At 68.0% G+C, this 15,387-nt stretch carries 12 protein-coding genes; 6 read left to right on the plus strand and 6 right to left on the minus strand.

Translation table 11 applies throughout. The features are described 5' to 3' along the window. Nucleotides 1-58: 58 nt before the first annotated feature. Nucleotides 59-1,927, minus strand: coding sequence for a dihydroxy-acid dehydratase (gene ilvD / locus ACFVUS_RS01570; RefSeq protein ID WP_387761182.1), 1,869 nt, complete (start codon nucleotides 1,925-1,927; stop codon nucleotides 59-61). Nucleotides 1,928-2,035: 108 nt separating this feature from the next. On the opposite strand from ilvD, the gene ACFVUS_RS01575 reads away from it, so the two are divergent. Further along, nucleotides 2,036-2,623, plus strand: a complete 588-nt coding sequence (locus ACFVUS_RS01575; RefSeq protein ID WP_387761183.1) for a TetR family transcriptional regulator — start codon at nucleotides 2,036-2,038, stop codon at nucleotides 2,621-2,623. On the opposite strand, the gene ACFVUS_RS01580 is transcribed toward ACFVUS_RS01575, so the two are convergent. Then, a complete protein-coding gene (locus ACFVUS_RS01580) occupies nucleotides 2,620-3,498 on the minus strand; it encodes an alpha/beta fold hydrolase (protein ID WP_387761184.1) in 879 nt (292 codons plus the stop codon). The genes ACFVUS_RS01575 and ACFVUS_RS01580 overlap by 4 nt on opposite strands. Before the next feature lie 112 nt (nucleotides 3,499-3,610). Between ACFVUS_RS01580 and ACFVUS_RS01585 the strand changes: the two genes are divergently transcribed. Continuing rightward, nucleotides 3,611-7,051 (plus strand): BTAD domain-containing putative transcriptional regulator, encoded by a 3,441-nt coding sequence (locus tag ACFVUS_RS01585; RefSeq protein ID WP_387761185.1) that lies wholly within the window; start codon nucleotides 3,611-3,613, stop codon nucleotides 7,049-7,051. Here ACFVUS_RS01585 and ACFVUS_RS01590 read toward each other — a convergent pair. After that, nucleotides 6,981-7,847: an NAD-dependent protein deacetylase gene (locus ACFVUS_RS01590; protein WP_387761186.1), complete on the minus strand. Its 867-nt coding sequence runs from the start codon at nucleotides 7,845-7,847 to the stop codon at nucleotides 6,981-6,983. The two genes, ACFVUS_RS01585 and ACFVUS_RS01590, sit on opposite strands and share 71 nt — an antisense overlap. A gap of 128 nt (nucleotides 7,848-7,975) precedes the next feature. Here ACFVUS_RS01590 and ACFVUS_RS01595 point away from each other — a divergent pair, with 128 nt between their 5' ends. Beyond that, nucleotides 7,976-8,776, plus strand: coding sequence for an SDR family oxidoreductase (locus ACFVUS_RS01595; protein WP_387761187.1), 801 nt, complete (start codon nucleotides 7,976-7,978; stop codon nucleotides 8,774-8,776). 9 nt (nucleotides 8,777-8,785) lie between these two features. On the opposite strand, the gene ACFVUS_RS01600 is transcribed toward ACFVUS_RS01595, so the two are convergent. After that, nucleotides 8,786-9,784, minus strand: a complete 999-nt coding sequence (locus ACFVUS_RS01600) for a 1-aminocyclopropane-1-carboxylate deaminase/D-cysteine desulfhydrase (protein ID WP_387761188.1) — start codon at nucleotides 9,782-9,784, stop codon at nucleotides 8,786-8,788. Between the two features lie 69 nt (nucleotides 9,785-9,853). Here ACFVUS_RS01600 and ACFVUS_RS01605 point away from each other — a divergent pair, with 69 nt between their 5' ends. After that, nucleotides 9,854-10,747 carry a hypothetical protein gene (locus tag ACFVUS_RS01605; RefSeq protein WP_387761189.1) on the plus strand — a complete coding sequence of 298 codons (894 nt, stop codon included), beginning with the start codon at nucleotides 9,854-9,856 and terminating at the stop codon, nucleotides 10,745-10,747. Between the two features lie 211 nt (nucleotides 10,748-10,958). Beyond that, complete coding sequence (locus ACFVUS_RS01610; RefSeq protein WP_387761190.1) at nucleotides 10,959-12,278, plus strand: phytoene desaturase family protein; 1,320 nt, start codon at nucleotides 10,959-10,961, stop codon at nucleotides 12,276-12,278. Here the strand turns inward: ACFVUS_RS01610 and ACFVUS_RS01615 are convergent. Beyond that, entirely contained in the window at nucleotides 12,235-12,882 is a 648-nt protein-coding gene (locus tag ACFVUS_RS01615) for a TetR/AcrR family transcriptional regulator (RefSeq protein ID WP_387761191.1), read from the minus strand. The genes ACFVUS_RS01610 and ACFVUS_RS01615 overlap by 44 nt on opposite strands. 70 nt (nucleotides 12,883-12,952) lie before the next feature. On the opposite strand from ACFVUS_RS01615, the gene ACFVUS_RS01620 reads away from it, so the two are divergent. Then, on the plus strand, nucleotides 12,953-14,371 hold the full coding sequence (locus ACFVUS_RS01620) for a cytochrome P450 (RefSeq protein ID WP_387761192.1): 1,419 nt from the start codon (nucleotides 12,953-12,955) through the stop codon (nucleotides 14,369-14,371). On the opposite strand, the gene ACFVUS_RS01625 is transcribed toward ACFVUS_RS01620, so the two are convergent. Further along, the gene (locus tag ACFVUS_RS01625; protein ID WP_387761193.1) at nucleotides 14,368-15,378 is read right to left on the minus strand and encodes a hypothetical protein; all 1,011 of its coding nucleotides are present in this window, start codon (nucleotides 15,376-15,378) and stop codon (nucleotides 14,368-14,370) included. The two genes, ACFVUS_RS01620 and ACFVUS_RS01625, sit on opposite strands and share 4 nt — an antisense overlap. Nucleotides 15,379-15,387 lie beyond the last annotated feature (9 nt).

The raw sequence follows: 15,387 nt of genomic DNA on the forward strand, positions 1-15,387 counted from the left end.
ACCTGAAAGCTTAATTGTATTGTGATACAAAGCTATTCAGAATATCTGCCTTTCATCTTTAGCGCATTCCTTCCAACGCTTCCAGTCGTGCCGAATCCCGCACGGCCCCACGATCGGCCGATGTCGCCATCAACGCGTAGGTACGCAATGCCACCGAAACCGCGCGCACCCGCCCGACCGGTCGATACCCGCCGCGGCTCTCCAGCTCCAGCCGCCGCCCATCGAGCTCGTCATCGCCGACATGCAACGACATTGTCCGCGAGGGGATGTCGATGGTGACCTCGTCGCCGTCTCGAACCAGTGCGATCACCCCACCCGAGGCCGCCTCCGGTGAGATGTGACCGATGGATAGTCCCGAGGATCCCCCGGAGAATCGCCCGTCGGTGATCACGGCGCATTTGCCCGCCAGGCCGCGACCCTTGAGATACGAAGTGGGGTAAAGCATTTCCTGCATTCCCGGCCCGCCGCGCGGCCCCTCGTATCGAATGACGAGCACGTCGCCCGGCTGTAAGCGCCCCGACAGGATGGCGTCGACGGCGTCTTCCTGCGACTCCGCCACAACGGCCGGTCCGGTGAAGGTGTGCATGTGTTCGGCGACCCCGGCGGATTTGACCACCGCGCCGTCGGGGGAGAGGTTGCCGCGCAGGACTGCCAATCCGCCGTCGCTCGAATACGCGTGTGCGCGATCGCGGATGCAGCCTTGGGCGGCGTCGGTGTCCAGCGAGTCCCATCGCTCCGATTGGGAGAATGCTGTCGCCGAGCGCTTTCCGCCCGGGGCGGCGTAGAACATCTCCATTGCCTCGGGGGAAGCCTTGCCGCCGCGCACATCCCATGCGCCCAGCCAGTCGTCGAGTGAATTCGAGTGCACCGCGATGACATCGCGGTGCAGTAGGCCCGCTCGATCCAATTCGCCCAGGATCGCGGGGATTCCGCCCGCCCGGTGCACGTCCTCCATGAGGTAGTCCCCGTTGGGCGCGACCTTGCACAGGCACGGCACCTGCAATGACATCTTCTCGATATCGGTGAGGCCGTAGTCCAGTCCGGCCTCCTGTGCGGCGGCCAGTAGGTGCAGCACCGTGTTGGTGGATCCGCCCATGGCCAGGTCCAGGGCGACGGCATTGTCGAATGCGCGGTGCGAGGCCAGGTTTCGGGGGAGCACGCGGTCGTCGTCTTCGTCGTAGTACCGGCGGGTTATGTCCATGACCGTGTGGCCGGCGGCCTCGTACAGCGCCCGGCGCGCGGTGTGGGTCGCGAGCACGGTGCCGTTGCCGGGCAGGGCCAGGCCCAATGCCTCGGTGAGGCAGTTCATCGAATTCGCGGTGAACATGCCCGCGCAGGAACCGCAGGTGGGACAGGCGTTTTCCTCGATGAGCGCCATATCCTCGTCCGAGACCAGCGGGGACACGGCCTCGGACATGGTGACGATCAGGTCCAGGCGGCTGCGGACCGTGCCGTCGACCAGGACGGCCTTGCCGCCCTCCATCGGGCCGCCGGAGACGAAGACGGTCGGGATGTTCAGGCGCATGGCGGCCATCAGCATGCCGGGGGTGATCTTGTCGCAGTTCGAGATACACACCAGGGCGTCGGCGCAGTGCGCGTTGACCATGTATTCGATCGAGTCCGCGATCAGGTCGCGCGATGGCAGCGAGTAGAGCATGCCGCCGTGGCCCATGGCGATGCCGTCGTCGACGGCGATGGTGTTGAACTCGCGTGCGATGCCCCCGGCCGCGCGCACCGCCTCGGAGACGATGCGGCCTACGGGCTGGAGGTGGGTGTGGCCGGGGACGAACTCGGTGAAGCTGTTCGCGATGGCGATGACCGGCTTGCGGCCGATATCCGCCGAGGGAACCCCGCTGGCTCGCATGAGGGCGCGGGCTCCCGCCATATTCCGGCCGTGCGTGACCGTGCGTGAACGCAAGTGCGGCACGATGCCACCTCCTTCAGAAACTGCAACCGTATGGTTGGAGTCTTGCATATCGGTGGGTCGAACCGCAACCGTGCGGTTGGAGATTGTGGAAATGGTTGGATGGCAGGCATGGCGTGGGATACCGAGGGAACCAAGCGGCGGCTGCTGGAGGCCGCCGTGTACGAATTCGCCGAGCGCGGGCCGGACGGCGCGCGCGTGGCGGCCATCGCGGCCCGCGCCTGCATCAACAAAGAGCGCATCTACCAGTACTTCGGTGATAAGCAGGGACTGTTCGAGGCCGTGCTGACCGATCAGCTGGCCCAGCTCGCCGCCGCCAGCCCGCTGGCCGCCGATAAGGCCGGCGACCTCGCCGAATACGCGGGGCATGTCTTCGACTACCACCGCACCCATCCGCAATTCCTGCGGCTGCTGCACTGGGAAGGGCTGCAAACGAAGGGCGGCGAGCTGCCCGCGGAGTCCGCGCGGGCCTCGCACTACGCGGAGAAGGTGGCCTCGGTCGCCGCCGCCCAGCGCGCGGGCAAGCTCACCGATGATGTGGCCGCCGGATATCTCATGTACGCGGTGGCGGCGCTCGCCGCCTGGTGGTTCGCGGTACCGCAGGTGGTGCGGATGGTGCTCGGGTCCGATGCCGAGGATCCGGACGCCCTGCGCGCGGGTCTGGTGAACCTGGTGCGCCGACTGGAGATCAGGAACTAGCGCTTCATCAGTTCCCTTGTCGCCCGGATGATTTCGGCGGGGGACTCCTCCGCCATGAAGTGGCCGCAGGTGACGGTCTCATGCCGTAGATCCGGTGCCCACGCACTCCACAGCGCCCGGGCGTCGAAGCCGAGCGCCGCACCCCAATCCTGTTGCAGCACCGTCACCGGCATGCGCAGCGTATTGCCCGCCGCGCGATCGGCGCGATCGTGCTCGATATCGATATTCGCCGAGGCGCGGTAATCGGCCACGATCGAGGGGACCGCCGCCCGGCAGGCAGCGAGGTACGCCGCCCGGATATCGGCCGGAATCGCCTGCGGATCCCGGGTCCATCCGTCGAGGAAGTAGGCGAAGAACGCGTCGGGGCTCGCGCCGATGAGCTGTTCGGGCAGACCCGGGGGCTGTGCCATGAGATACAGGTGGAAGCCGATCGCGGCCGTCACACCGTGCATGACATCCCACATGTCCAGCGTCGGCAGCACATCCAGCGATGCCAGCCGGGTCACGCGATCGGGATGGTCGAGCGCGGTGCGAATCGCGACCAGCGCGCCGCGGTCATGTCCGGCCAGCGCGAACCGCTCATGGCCGAAAGCCTGTGCCAGCGCGACGATGTCATTGCCCATGGTGCGTTTGGAGTACTGCTCGCCATCGCGATCGACCGGTTTATCGCTGTCGCCGTAGCCGCGCAGATCGGGGCAGATGACGGTGTGGTCGGTTGCCAGGTCCGCGGCCACGTGCCGCCACATCAGATGGGTTTGCGGGAAACCGTGCAACAGCACGATCGGACTGCCGGAACCGGCTACCGCGACGGTGAGGGCGACGCCGTCGGCGACGGTCACCCGCTGGTAGTCGAAGCCGGGAATGCGCGGGGTCATGGAACTTCCTTCCGGGAATCGTTCGGGACCCGAGCATCGCGCGGCGCACTGAGCAACCGGTCAGCGGCGACTGAGCGATAGCATCGGTCAACGTGATCGAATCCCGGTCGACATGCTGACCCTCGGAGTGCTCGGCCCGCTGCGTGCCGCCGACGAGCATGGCCCGGTGCCCTTGAAAGGACCCCGGCACCGCGCGGTGCTGGCCCGGCTGCTGGTCGCCCGGGGCCGGGTCGTCCCGGTCACCCAGCTCATCGACGATCTGTGGGAGCGGCCGCCGGGCGATGCGACGGGGGCCATCCAGACGTTCGTATCGGCACTGCGCCGGGCACTCGAACCCGGCCGGGCAGCGCGCCAACCGGCGCGCGTGCTGGTCACGGTCCCGCCCGGTTATGCCGTGCGCCTCGATGCCGATCAGGTCGACGCGAGTCGCTTCGAGCGACTGCTGAGCGAGGGCGGCGAACATCTCGCCGCCGGGCGGCACCCCGCCGCGCTGGATGTCCTCGGTACCGCGCTCGATCTCTGGCAGGGACCGGCCTACGCCGAATTCGCCGACCAGGGCTGGGCCCGGGGTGAAATCGCCCGACTCGATGAATTACGCCTGCTCGCCGTCGAACAGCGCGCGGAAGCCCTGGTGCGTCTGGGCCGGAACAGTGCCGCGATCGCCGCCCTGGAACCCCACCTGCTCGACCACCCGCTCCGGGAACAAGCTTGGTGGACAATGGCTTTGGCGATGTACCGCTCTGGAAGGCAGGTAGACGCGCTGGCGGCTGTTCGCTCGGTGCGCACCCGCCTGCGTGACGAACTCGGTATGTACCCGGGTGCCCGGCTCCGCGATCTGGAATCCGCCATGCTCGCGCAATCGCCCGAACTGCTGCGTCCGTCCGATACCGGTCAACAGCCGGAAGGTGCTGCGCGACCGGCATTGCCGGGATCGGGGCAGCCGCATGATGATGCGATCGACCCGTCGAGCGTCGACCTGTCACCCACTCCGAACCCGAGTGCCGGGCGAAACCCCCATGGCGGTGAACTATTCGTCGGCAGAGCGGAGGTGCTGGCCCGCCTGCGCGGAGTCGCGGAAGAGGTAGCGCAGCAAGTTCATTCGCGATTGGTGCTGATCTCCGGGGGTGAGGGCATCGGTAAGAGCGCGCTGGCGCTGGCGCTTTCGGACCTGCTCGCGAAGGACGGCTGGGCGTGCGGGTGGGGGCCGAGTCCGGCGGTTCCGGGGACCCCGCCGAACTGGCCCTGGTCTCGAATTGTCGCGGGATTGAACGCAAGTGGTCCTCGACCAGAGGGTCCGATGTCGCCCCGCGCCGGTCGCGAAGCCCTCGCCTCCGGCGGTGAGGGGACCGCGCTGGCCGAAAGTTACTGGGGCCCGGCCGTAGTGGATGACCGCGCGGTTGTGCTGGACGGCCTCCCCGTCGATGCCGGAGATCCGGCCGTGGCACGCTTTCTCACGCAGCGAGCGGCGGTGGACCAGCTCTCGGCGGTGGCCGCGCATGGACCGGTCGTGGTGGTTTTCGACGACCTGCAGTGGGCGGGAGAGGAGACGCTCGAACTGCTGACCATATTGGTCGGTGCGGCCGGTCCGGTGCTGCTGGTGGGGACGTATCGCAGTACCGAGGTGGGTGCCGATATGACCGCCGCGCTGGGTCGGCTGGCCCGGTCGGAACCGGAGCGGGTGTCACTCGGCGGGCTGTTGATCGAGGAGACCGCGGAACTGGTGCGCGCGGTCGTCGGTCACGATGTCGACGCGGAGGTGATCACGCGAATTCAGCGGCGGGGCAATGGGAATCCCTTCTTCACCCGGGAATTGGCGCGGCTGCTGCGCGATACGGGGGAGACCGCGCTCGAGGCCGTTCCGGCCGGGGTGCGCGATGTGCTGCGATACCGACTGGCCGGGCTCGCGGCATCGGATCGGACCGTGCTGGAGTTGGCGTCGATCATCGGCGATGTGGTGGAGCGGGATCTGTTGGTGGAGCTGGCTGTTCGAGTCGCCGCGCCGCGACACGAAGGGGATGCGGAGGAGTCGGTGATCGCGGGTCTGGACGCCGCGGTGCACGCCGGATTCCTGGATGAATCGGATTCGGCCCGAATGTTTTTCGCGCACGGGCTGGTGCGCGATGTGGTGTACGGCGATATCTCCGCGGCACACCGATCCCGCTGGCATGCGGCCGCCGGGGAGCTGCTGGAGCGGATCGGCGGCGTGGACGCCGCGCGACTCGCGCACCATTTCGGCCGGGCGGGTACCAGGGCCACCGCGGCGCGGTCGGCGAAATATGCGCGTGCGGCGGCGATTTCGGCCGAATCGGCCTTCGCGCCGCATGAGGCGGCACGCTGGTGGGAACAGGCGGTCACCGCGTACGAGCGCATCGGGGCGACTCGTGAGCGGGCGACCGGGGCGGGTGACGGCGATATGAGCGGCGCGCGGGATCGGCTCGAGGCCGTCATGGGATCGGTTCGGGCGCTGGCGATCACGGGGCGATTGGCCCTGGCGCGACAGCGGCGGATGGAAGCTCTCGCGGCCGCGACCGAACTTGGTGATCCCGAGCTGGTCGCCCGGGTCGTGGTGGCGTTCGATGTCCCCGCGGTGTGGACCGATAACGATGATCCGGCGGCGGCCCTGGAGTTGGTCGCGGCCGCGGAGTACGCGCTGGGTGAGTTGCCCGCCGCGGATACGGAATTGCGCTGCCGGTTGCTGGCGGCCATCGCCCTGGAGTTGCGCAATACCGATACACCGCGTGGTCGCGCCGCCGCCGCGGCGGCGGAGGCGATCGCGCGGGAGACGGACAGTCCGGCACTGCTCGCGCTGGCACTGAACGCGCGGTTCATGCAGAGCTTTCATCGGGCGGGGCTGGCTCCCGAGCGTGCTCGGCTCGGCATCGAACTCGTGACACTGGCCCGCGCGCACGGCCTGGTGACCTTCGAGGTGCTCGGTCATCTGATCCTGATTCAAGCCCGCGGTGCGCTGGCCGATTTCGAGGCCGCCGATGCGCACGCGGCGGCGGTGGACGCCCTGGCCGAGCGGTACGGCCTGCCCCTGGCCGGATTCTTCACCGGATGGTATTCCGCACTGCGGCAATCGATTTCATCCCCGTACGCCGAGTCCGAAGCCGCCTACCGGGCGGCCGCCGCGGCCGCGCCGGGCACCGCCATGCCCGGGCTCGAACAGGGCCTGCTTCCGATGGCGCTGCTCTGTCTGCGGTTACGGCACGATATGCCGATCGAGGTCGATCCCGGCACGGAATGGGGTGCGCACGAGCCATGGGTGCGGCCGCTGCTGCTCGCCGCGGCGCACCGGCCGCAGCAGGCGCGCGCCGCAGTGCGCGCACTGCCGGTTCCGCCCCGGGACCTGCTGCTGGAATTGCGGCTGTGTCTGCTCGCCGGAGTGGCGGTGGCGCTCGATGAGCAGGCGCTCATTCGGGAGCTGCATGCCCGATTGCTGCCCGCGGCGGCCGAACTCGCCGGTGCGGGCACCGGCCTGCTCACACTCGAACCGGTAGCGCACTATCTGCGGATGCTGGAGCGGGCGTCAGCCGAGCCGCTACCGCGCTGAGCACCGTCGAGCAGCCGTCCTCGATTTTCAATGTGGCCAGATCGTCGGCGCGGGTCTCGCCGCGGTTCACGATGACCACGGCGCGGCCGGATTTGGCGGCCCGGCGGGCGAATCGGAGTCCGGACATGACCGTCAGGGACGATCCGGCGACCAGCAGGACATCGGCGTCCTCGACGAGCGAGAAGGCCTGGGCCACACGGGGCGCGGGGACGGACTCGCCGAAATAGACGATGTCCGGTTTCAGCATGCCGCCGCAGACCGCACAGTCCACCATGCGGAAGCCGCTGGTGTCCGCGACCACCGCGTCGGCGTCCGGTGCGACTTCCAGGCCGGTGAGCGGGAGGGTCTCGGCGAAGCCGGGGTTGGCGGCCTCCAGCAGTTCGGCCAGTCGCATGCGGGACAGCAGGGCGGAGCAGTTCAGGCAGCGCACCCGGGCGTACACCCCGTGCAGGTCGATGACCGCGCGCTGTCCGGCCTTGGTGTGCAGCAGGTCCACATTCTGGGTGATCACCCCGCGCACGATTCCGGCGCGTTCCAGTCGCGCGAGCGCCCGGTGCCCGGCATTGGGGCGCGCCGCGTCCATGAATCGCCAGCCGACGTGATTGCGTGCCCAATACCGTTGCCGGAAAACGGGATCCCCGGTGAACTGCTGATAGGTCATGGGATTGCGGGGCGGGGAATCGGGGCCGCGATAGTCCGGAATACCGCTGTCGGTGGATACGCCCGCACCGGTCAGCACCGCGACCCGGCGGCCGGTGAGCAGATCGCACAACCGCTCGATCGAGGTATCCGACATACGACCAGCCTACGAGGCGCGGGTCGGCGTGCGCCCGGTCACACCGTGTCACACCTCCCGGGGCTGCTTCGTCGTAGAGGTATGAGCGTCACCACGGGGAGGCGCGGCACGGCTACGAAGGAGTTGTCATGACGAAGACGGTTCTGGTCACCGGCGGTACGGGCACCCTCGGCACGCTGGTCACCCCGCTGCTGATTCGCGCCGGAGTCCGGGTCCGGGTGCTGAGCCGCACCGCTCGCACCGGCGCGGACGGTATCGAATACGTGGCGGGCGATCTGCAGACCGGCGAAGGCGTCGCGACGGCGGTGGTGGGCGTCGACACCATCCTGCATCTGGCGGGCACCCAGAAGGGCGACGGTGCGAAGGCGCGCGCCCTGGTGACGGCCGCGAAAGCCGCAGGCATCACTCCGCATCTGGTCTACATTTCGGTCGTGGGCGCGGAGCGGGTGATCTGCGAAAGCGCGCTGGATCGCGCCATGCTCGGCTACATGGCCTCGAAACGGGACGCCGAGATCGTGGTGCAGGAGTCGGGTCTGCCCTGGACCACCTTGCGCGCCACCCAGTTCCACGAATTGCTGTTCACCATGGTGCAGGCGATGGGCAAGCTGCCGATCGCACCGGCCTTCGATTTCCGATTCCAGCCGATCGCGGCCGCCGAGGTGGCGGCGGAACTGGTGCGCCTGACCCTGGGCGAGCCCGCGGGTCTGGTGCCCGATTTGGCCGGGCCCAAGGTCTACTCGATGCGGGAGGTGCTGCGCGGCTATCAGGACGCCGTCGGCAAGCGCCGGCCCATCCTGGGCCTGAAGGCTCCGGGCAAGGCGGCCAAGATCTACAAGGCGGGCGGCAACCTGAACCCCGATCGCGCCGTCGGCGAGCAGAGCTGGGCGGAATTCCTGGCCGAGCGGCTCGGTGCTCCGGTGCGGGCGTGAAATCGACTGTCAGCGTGGGCCGTTGGTGTTGAGGAAGACGACGGTGCCGGCGCCGAAGCGGCCCTGGCCGTTCATCTCCAGTAGGGCGGCCATGGCCTTGGCGGTGTAGACCGGCTCCAGGGTGAGGTGTTCCAGATCGGCCGAAAGGGTTTGGGCGGTAGTGGCTTCCATGGTGGTGCGGCCGTAGCCCGGGCCCAGATAGTCGGTCACGATATCGAGATTGGTCAGGGCGGCGATGTTTTCGGGCAGGCGCGCCCCGCGATCGCGCAGCACCTGTGCGGATCGATCGGCCAGCCGATAGAGGGTGGCCGCGTCCAGGCGCAAAGTGTCATTGACAACCACGCCGACCACCCGGGTCGGCAGGCCGGCCAGTCGCAGACCGAGGGAGAGCCCGGCCACCGTGCCGCCGGAGCCGACCGGGGCGACCAGATGGGTGGGTTCGGGCAGGTCACCGGCGCGCACCTGTGCGGCGAGTTCGAGCGCGGCTTCGACATAGCCGAGCGCGCCGACCGGGGAGGATCCGCCCGCGGGCAGGAAATACGGTGGCCGCCGACCCGAGAAATTGCGGGCCAGAATGTAGGGCGCGCTCAGGATCGTGCGGGTCTTGTTCCGGGTGAAGTACAGCTTCGCGCCCGAGTGCCGCAGCCGCTCCAACTGACTGCGCACATGGTCGTCGACCGGCTGATCAATAAGTGCCAGTACGGTTTTCAGGCCCAGATCGCGGCCGTACAGCGCGGTCGCCAGCCCCCAATTGGTGCCCAGCCCACCGACCGTGACGATGGTGTGCCGCCCCAGCCGCAGCGCGTCCGGCAGCAGCCATTCCAGTTTGCGGACCTTGTTGCCGCCCCAGCCGCCGTCGCCGAACTCGCTGTCATCCTTGATCCATAAATCCGCCGCGACCGAATCCAAGGCGGATAACCGCCGCACCGAGGTCGGGCTCTTGCCGAGTTCGATATGCGGCAGCGTGTGCTCGAGTTCGGGGTATTGCTGATGCAGATGCGGCGTCACACCAACCAACGTATCGACTGCCCAGTCCAGATACGAGCGTGGCGAGGCGCACATGAGTCATGCTCGGGTATGACCACCAATTCGGAGCCGCCCGGTCGCCGCACCGGACCGCTGCTCGCGCTGGTGGTGGCCGGGTTGGCGCTCGTCATCGCCATCGTCGCCACCACCTACTTCGTTCTCCATCGGAACAGTGCCGACGAGGGCACGCCGCAATCGGTCACACTGCCGCCGGGCACGACGGTGGTCCAGAATTCGGCGGGGGTGTCCCCGCCGCCCGGCGGTGTCACCGCGGGACAGCCCGCGCCCTCGGCGACCGTCGCCGCACCCGGTACCTCGGCTCCCTCGGCCACACCCGCCCCGGGTTTCGCGCATCAGCCGCTGTGGCCGTTCGCCGATGCGGGCGCGGCCGCGGTCTGGCAGCAGTCCTATCGCGATGGCGGGCATCAGCCCTGGCACCTCGATCCCGCCGCCACCGCGTTGAACTTCGTCCAGGGTTATCTGGGCTACGGCAATCTGAACAAGGCCGTGCTGACCACGACCAAGGGTGAAGAATCCTGGGTGACAGTGGGTTTCGACAACCCCAACGGTGTCGCCGTCGTCGCGGCCATGCTGCATCTGGCCCGGATCGGCACCGGCGCGGACGCGCCCTGGGAGGTGATCGGCACCGATGACCGCACCCTGTCCCTGGACAATCCGCAGTACGGTGCGAAGGTGAATTCGCCACTGGCGGTGGGCGGTCACGTCACCGGCGTCGACGAGAGCCTGCGGGTGCAGGTCCGGCAACTCGGCAAAGGCCAACCCGTCGGCGAGATTCCGGGCATCCCCGCGGGCGGGCAGAACAGTCCGTGGTCCGGCAGCGTGCCGTTCACGGCGAGCTGTCCGGGCACGCTGACCGTCGCGGTCGCCACCGGCGGCCATGTCGAGGCGGTGGAACGCTTCGCCATCACCGGGGTGCACTGCTGATCCGTCCACCTCGGACGATGACGACACCGGAATGATTCGCGGCGCCGACGGCGGTTCGGCGCAGCGTATTCGGCCGCGCGCCGAAAAACCGGTGTTGTTCCCGGATGTCCCGGGTATCGACGAAGTGCGGGACAATTGGGTCGTATCACCGATATGGCCGACGCTCAACCGGGGGAATCCCGTCGGCTGAGCTTTCCTAAGGAGCCTCGCCATGAGCGAGAACCATTGGGACGCACTGGTTGTCGGAGCGGGGGCGGGTGGGCTCTGCGCCGCCGCCCGGCTTTCGCACCACGGCTACCGCACCCTCGTCGTCGAATGTCTGGATCGGGTCGGGGGGCGCGCCTCCACCGAGGACGTCTACGGCTTCAAGATAAACACCGGTGCCATCGGCGTCGAGTTGGGCGGTATCACCGAGCAGACCTTCACCGAGGTGGGCGCGAAATTCGAAGTGCGACCGGCGAATCCGCCGATCCTGTACCGAATCGGCGGGCGCACGGTCGATATCGCCACCGGCGGCTGGCAATTGCTTATCTCCCAGCTGATCCGGCAGGGCGCGCCGTTGCTCAGGGAGGCGGCCGAGCGCGGCGGCGGTATGCCCGACCGCGAGCTGTGCACCGCGGACTGGGTGCGCCGGCACACCAAAAACGCTGCGGTGCACGGTATCTTCCGCGCCATGTGCGGGACGGTGTTCGCGGTCGCGCCCGAGGAGTTGCCCGCGCGGGTATTCCTGACGCACTTCTCCAGCGCGTCGGCGTTCGAGAACTTCGGTTTCTGCCCCGAGGGCACCATCGGGCTGTGGAAGGCGCTCGCCGAGGTGGTGGAACGCAATGGGGGACAGGTATTGCTGAACACGCAGGCGCTGCGCCTGCGTGTCGAGGACGGCCGAATCGCCGGGGCGACTCTGCGGCACGGTGGCGAAAGTCGAGACATCACCTGCGATCTCGCGGTCAGCGATATCGGGCCGTCCGCGACCCTGGACCTGGTCGGCCCCGAGCATTTCCCGTCCGATTACATCGGCACCGTATTGCAGGGCGATCTGCCCAGCGCCATGATCTCGGTCAACTTCACCAGCCGTGACAAACTGCTGGACACGCCCGGCCTGCTTAGCTTCGCAAATACTCGAAGGCTTTGCTACGCAGCGGATTTCACCGCCACCTGCCCGGAGATGGCCCCCGAGGGCTGGCATCTCTACGTCGGCACCGGCGTGCCCAAACCCTCGGTCGGCGATTTCGACGTGGAGGCCGAGGCGGCGCTGGTGCTCCAGGATCTGCGCCAGGAGATCGACGGATTCGATGCCGCCCGGCTGCTCTCCATCGCCGTCACCCGGGACGACTGGCCCACCCAGCGCACCGTCGCGGGCTACGACATGCCGCATGACACACCGATTCCCAATCTCTGGAATGTCGGTGACGCGGTGAAGGAATACGCGCACGGCGGCACCACAGCGTGCGCCGAAACCGCCAAGATCGTGGTGGACAAGATCCTGCTCAGCGCAGCTTCGCGGCGGTCCCCGGTAGTCGATCCACCATAGCCACCACATAGTCGGCCACGATCTCGATGAGCACCGGCCGCTCCACCTTCAGCCCGCCGTCCAGCCAGACCAGAATGAGTTCGGCGGCCCCGCCGGTGATGAGCTGCGCCAGCGCGGTGAGCGCGGTGTCATCGCCCGCGGGGATATCGAGCAGCATGCGGGTCTGCTCGATGATGGTGGCGGCCACCTTGCGCATACCGTCGAACCGCATGCGCATCAGCGCCTCGCTGCCGTAGGCCTGTGCGAAGGCGATATTGGCGCGCCGGGGATCATCGGTCATGGCGATGATGAGGGCGGCGACGCCCGCGCGGATCTTGGTCTCGGGATCGCCGGGCGTCTCGATCATGGTGCCGCGGGCCTGATCCAGCGCGGCCGTCTGCACCTCGTCCAGCAGCGCGGCCGCCAAAGCGTCCAGATCGCTGAACGATTCGTAGAAGAAGCGCGGACCCACCTTGGCCTGTTCGCACACCCCGCGCACGGTCAGCGCGGCCAGGCCCTGGGTGCCGACGATCTCCAGGGCGGTGTCCAGGAGCCTGCGCCGCCGCTGTTCTCTGCGCTCATCGGTGGAGGTTCCGCGATAGGTCCCATTGAAAGCTCGCGTCACCCACACAGCTTCGCACAGATATCGGGAAACAATCGTTTACGGAAACAATCGTTTCCGCTACCGTTGGAACATGGTGCCTCGAAAAGCCGTGCTGAACCACAGAATTCAAGCTCATGCGGCCGGGGTGCTGGAGCGATACCCCTCCGCACCGCGCGCCCTGGCCACCCCGCCGCCCGGGAGCGGCCTCAAACCCGTCATGGGTGATTTCGGGCCGCCCGGGGTCGGTCATATCGTCAGTCAGCTCGCAGATCCGCTCGGCTTCTCGCGTCGCCGCATGCGGCGGTTCGGTCCGGTGCAGTGGTCCGGTGCGTTCGGCCGCCCGATCGTGGGGCTGCTCAGTCCGCAGGCGCTCGAGGAATTGGTGCTGGATCGGCAGCACGCGTGGTCGGCGCAGCGCGGCTACGACTTCCTGATCGGGCCGTTCTTCCGGGGCGGAATTCTGCTGCGGGACTTCGAGGAACACGCCTACCACCGTCGTATTCTGCAGCAGGCGTTCACCCGCTCACGGTTGATCGGCTACCTCGATCTCACCACCCCGCGCATCACCCGGGGTGTGGACGGCTGGCAGCCCGGGAGTGGCTTCCCGCTCTACGACCACGTCAAGGCGTTGCTGCTGGAACAGGCCACCGCGGTGTTCGCCGGCGCCGAACTCGGCCCGGAGGCAACGCGTTTGGGGCATGCCTTCGAAGACGCCGTCAAGGGCGGACAGGCCATGCTGCGATTTCCCATGCCGGGCGGCATCTGGAATCGGGGACTGCGCGGGCGGCAACTGCTGGAGGAGTATTTCCGGCGCGAACTCCCGGCCAAGCGTGCGGGGGAGGGCGACGATCTGTTCAGCGTGCTGTGCCACGCCACGACCGAGGAGGGTGACTCCTTCACCGACGCGGACATCGTCGATCACATGATCTTCGTGATGATGGCGGCGCATGACACCAGCACCAACGCCATCTCCATGCTGAGCTATGAGCTCGCGCGTAATCCGAAGTGGCAGGACAGGTTACGCGAGGAGTCGCGCGCGCTCGGCAAACCGGCCCTCGATTACGCGGATCTGGATCAGCTCACCGGATTGGACCTGGCGTTCAAGGAGACGCTGCGGATGTACTCCCCGGTCGGGCAGGTGGTGCGCGAATCCGTTGCCGATACCGAGATCTCGGGCTACTACATTCCGCGTGGCACGGTCGCCATCTGCGGCGCGTACGTCATGATGCGATCCGCCGAATACTGGCATGATCCGGACGTGTTCGATCCCGAGCGGTTCGAACCCCAACGCGCGGAAGACAAATCGCATCGCTTCGCCTGGCCGCCGTTCGGCGGCGGCGCGCACAAGTGCATCGGCCGGTACTTCGGCGGGATGACCGTCAAGGCGGTCATGCATCGCATGCTGCTGAACTACCGCTGGAGCGTGCCCGAGGGATACGAGGTGCCGTTGGTGGCGGGCACCGGTCCGCAACCGGCGGACGGGCTGCCCATCACCCTGGAACGGCTCTAGCGCACATCGCGCGGCACCCCGAGTTCCACATCGAGATAACGCAATTCGGGATCGCGGCGCTTACCGTTGCGGAATGCCCGGAACACCAGATCCTGCGGATGTCGCACCGCGAACACCTCGCGGAAGGTGGTCACCGTGCGCCGGGGCGTATCGAGCAGTCGCGGGTTGTAGCCGGTCTGCGCGATCGGACCCTCCCAGATGAGCGCCGCCCCGCCCGGGACACTGTGCGGGGCGAAACTCCAGCCCAGATCCCGCATGCGCCGGTCGAATTCGCCCGCGCCGAGTCCGGCCACATCCCAGCCGCTGGCCTCGTTGAACAGTTGCCGCCCGTGCAGGAACTGCACGAAACACGGGTCCGGTCCGGGATGCGGGGTGCTGAGGTTGATCACCCCGTCCCACGGCAGCGTGGTCAGCGACCAAGCCAGCCGGGTCTCGAAATCCTCCCAGTCCGAACAGAGTACGGGCGCGGCGCGCTCGCTGGGCCGCTCCGCCGCCAGGCCGTAGTCGCCGACGGTATCGGGTGCGTCCAGACTCCAGGCGCTGAAGCGCAGGCGCTCCGGGCGCATGGTCAGCCCGCGCGAGAGCACCGCCACCACCGATTCGGCGACCTGTTTGCGCTGGGTGACACTCGCGCCGCGCCGCCAGCCGGTGCTCCATTCCCGTGCGGTCTCGGGGCGCTCGCGCACCCGCTGCACCGCGCGCCACTGCGCATCCGGTGCGGCGCTGTCGGATTCGAGCGGCAGTGGGCACGGATCCCAGACGCCCTCGGGCTGGGTGCGCAGCACGCCGAGCAGTCGTTCGGCCTCGGACTGCTCCGGCGGCACCGCGACGACGACCTCGATATCGCTGCCCTGCTGCGCGAAATGCGCGTGCCGCCCGATACTTTCGTCGCGCACCTGGATGAAGCGCGGATTCCATTCCAGGCCGAATCGATCGGCCTCCTCGTCTTCCTCCTCCAGGAAGAACGGCATCCACTTCAGCAGTACATCCCAACCCTGTGTACCCATCCTCGCCTC

The sequence above is a fragment of the Nocardia sp. NPDC058058 genome, assembly GCF_042885355.1.
Taxonomy (GTDB): Bacteria; Actinomycetota; Actinomycetes; order Mycobacteriales; family Mycobacteriaceae; genus Nocardia.

What these genes read in the sequence shown, in the direction of transcription:
- ACFVUS_RS01575 (WP_387761183.1), top strand. Translation starts at nt 2,036, where the DNA reads ATGGCGTGGGATACCGAGGGAACCAAGCGGCGGCTGCTGGAGGCCGCC.
- ACFVUS_RS01580 (WP_387761184.1), bottom strand. Translation starts at nt 3,498, where the DNA reads ATGACCCCGCGCATTCCCGGCTTCGACTACCAGCGGGTGACCGTCGCC.
- ACFVUS_RS01585 (WP_387761185.1), top strand. Translation starts at nt 3,611, where the DNA reads ATGCTGACCCTCGGAGTGCTCGGCCCGCTGCGTGCCGCCGACGAGCAT.
- ACFVUS_RS01590 (WP_387761186.1), bottom strand. Translation starts at nt 7,847, where the DNA reads ATGTCGGATACCTCGATCGAGCGGTTGTGCGATCTGCTCACCGGCCGC.
- ACFVUS_RS01595 (WP_387761187.1), top strand. Translation starts at nt 7,976, where the DNA reads ATGACGAAGACGGTTCTGGTCACCGGCGGTACGGGCACCCTCGGCACG.
- ACFVUS_RS01605 (WP_387761189.1), top strand. Translation starts at nt 9,854, where the DNA reads ATGACCACCAATTCGGAGCCGCCCGGTCGCCGCACCGGACCGCTGCTC.
- ACFVUS_RS01610 (WP_387761190.1), top strand. Translation starts at nt 10,959, where the DNA reads ATGAGCGAGAACCATTGGGACGCACTGGTTGTCGGAGCGGGGGCGGGT.
- ACFVUS_RS01620 (WP_387761192.1), top strand. Translation starts at nt 12,953, where the DNA reads ATGGTGCCTCGAAAAGCCGTGCTGAACCACAGAATTCAAGCTCATGCG.
- ACFVUS_RS01625 (WP_387761193.1), bottom strand. Translation starts at nt 15,378, where the DNA reads ATGGGTACACAGGGTTGGGATGTACTGCTGAAGTGGATGCCGTTCTTC.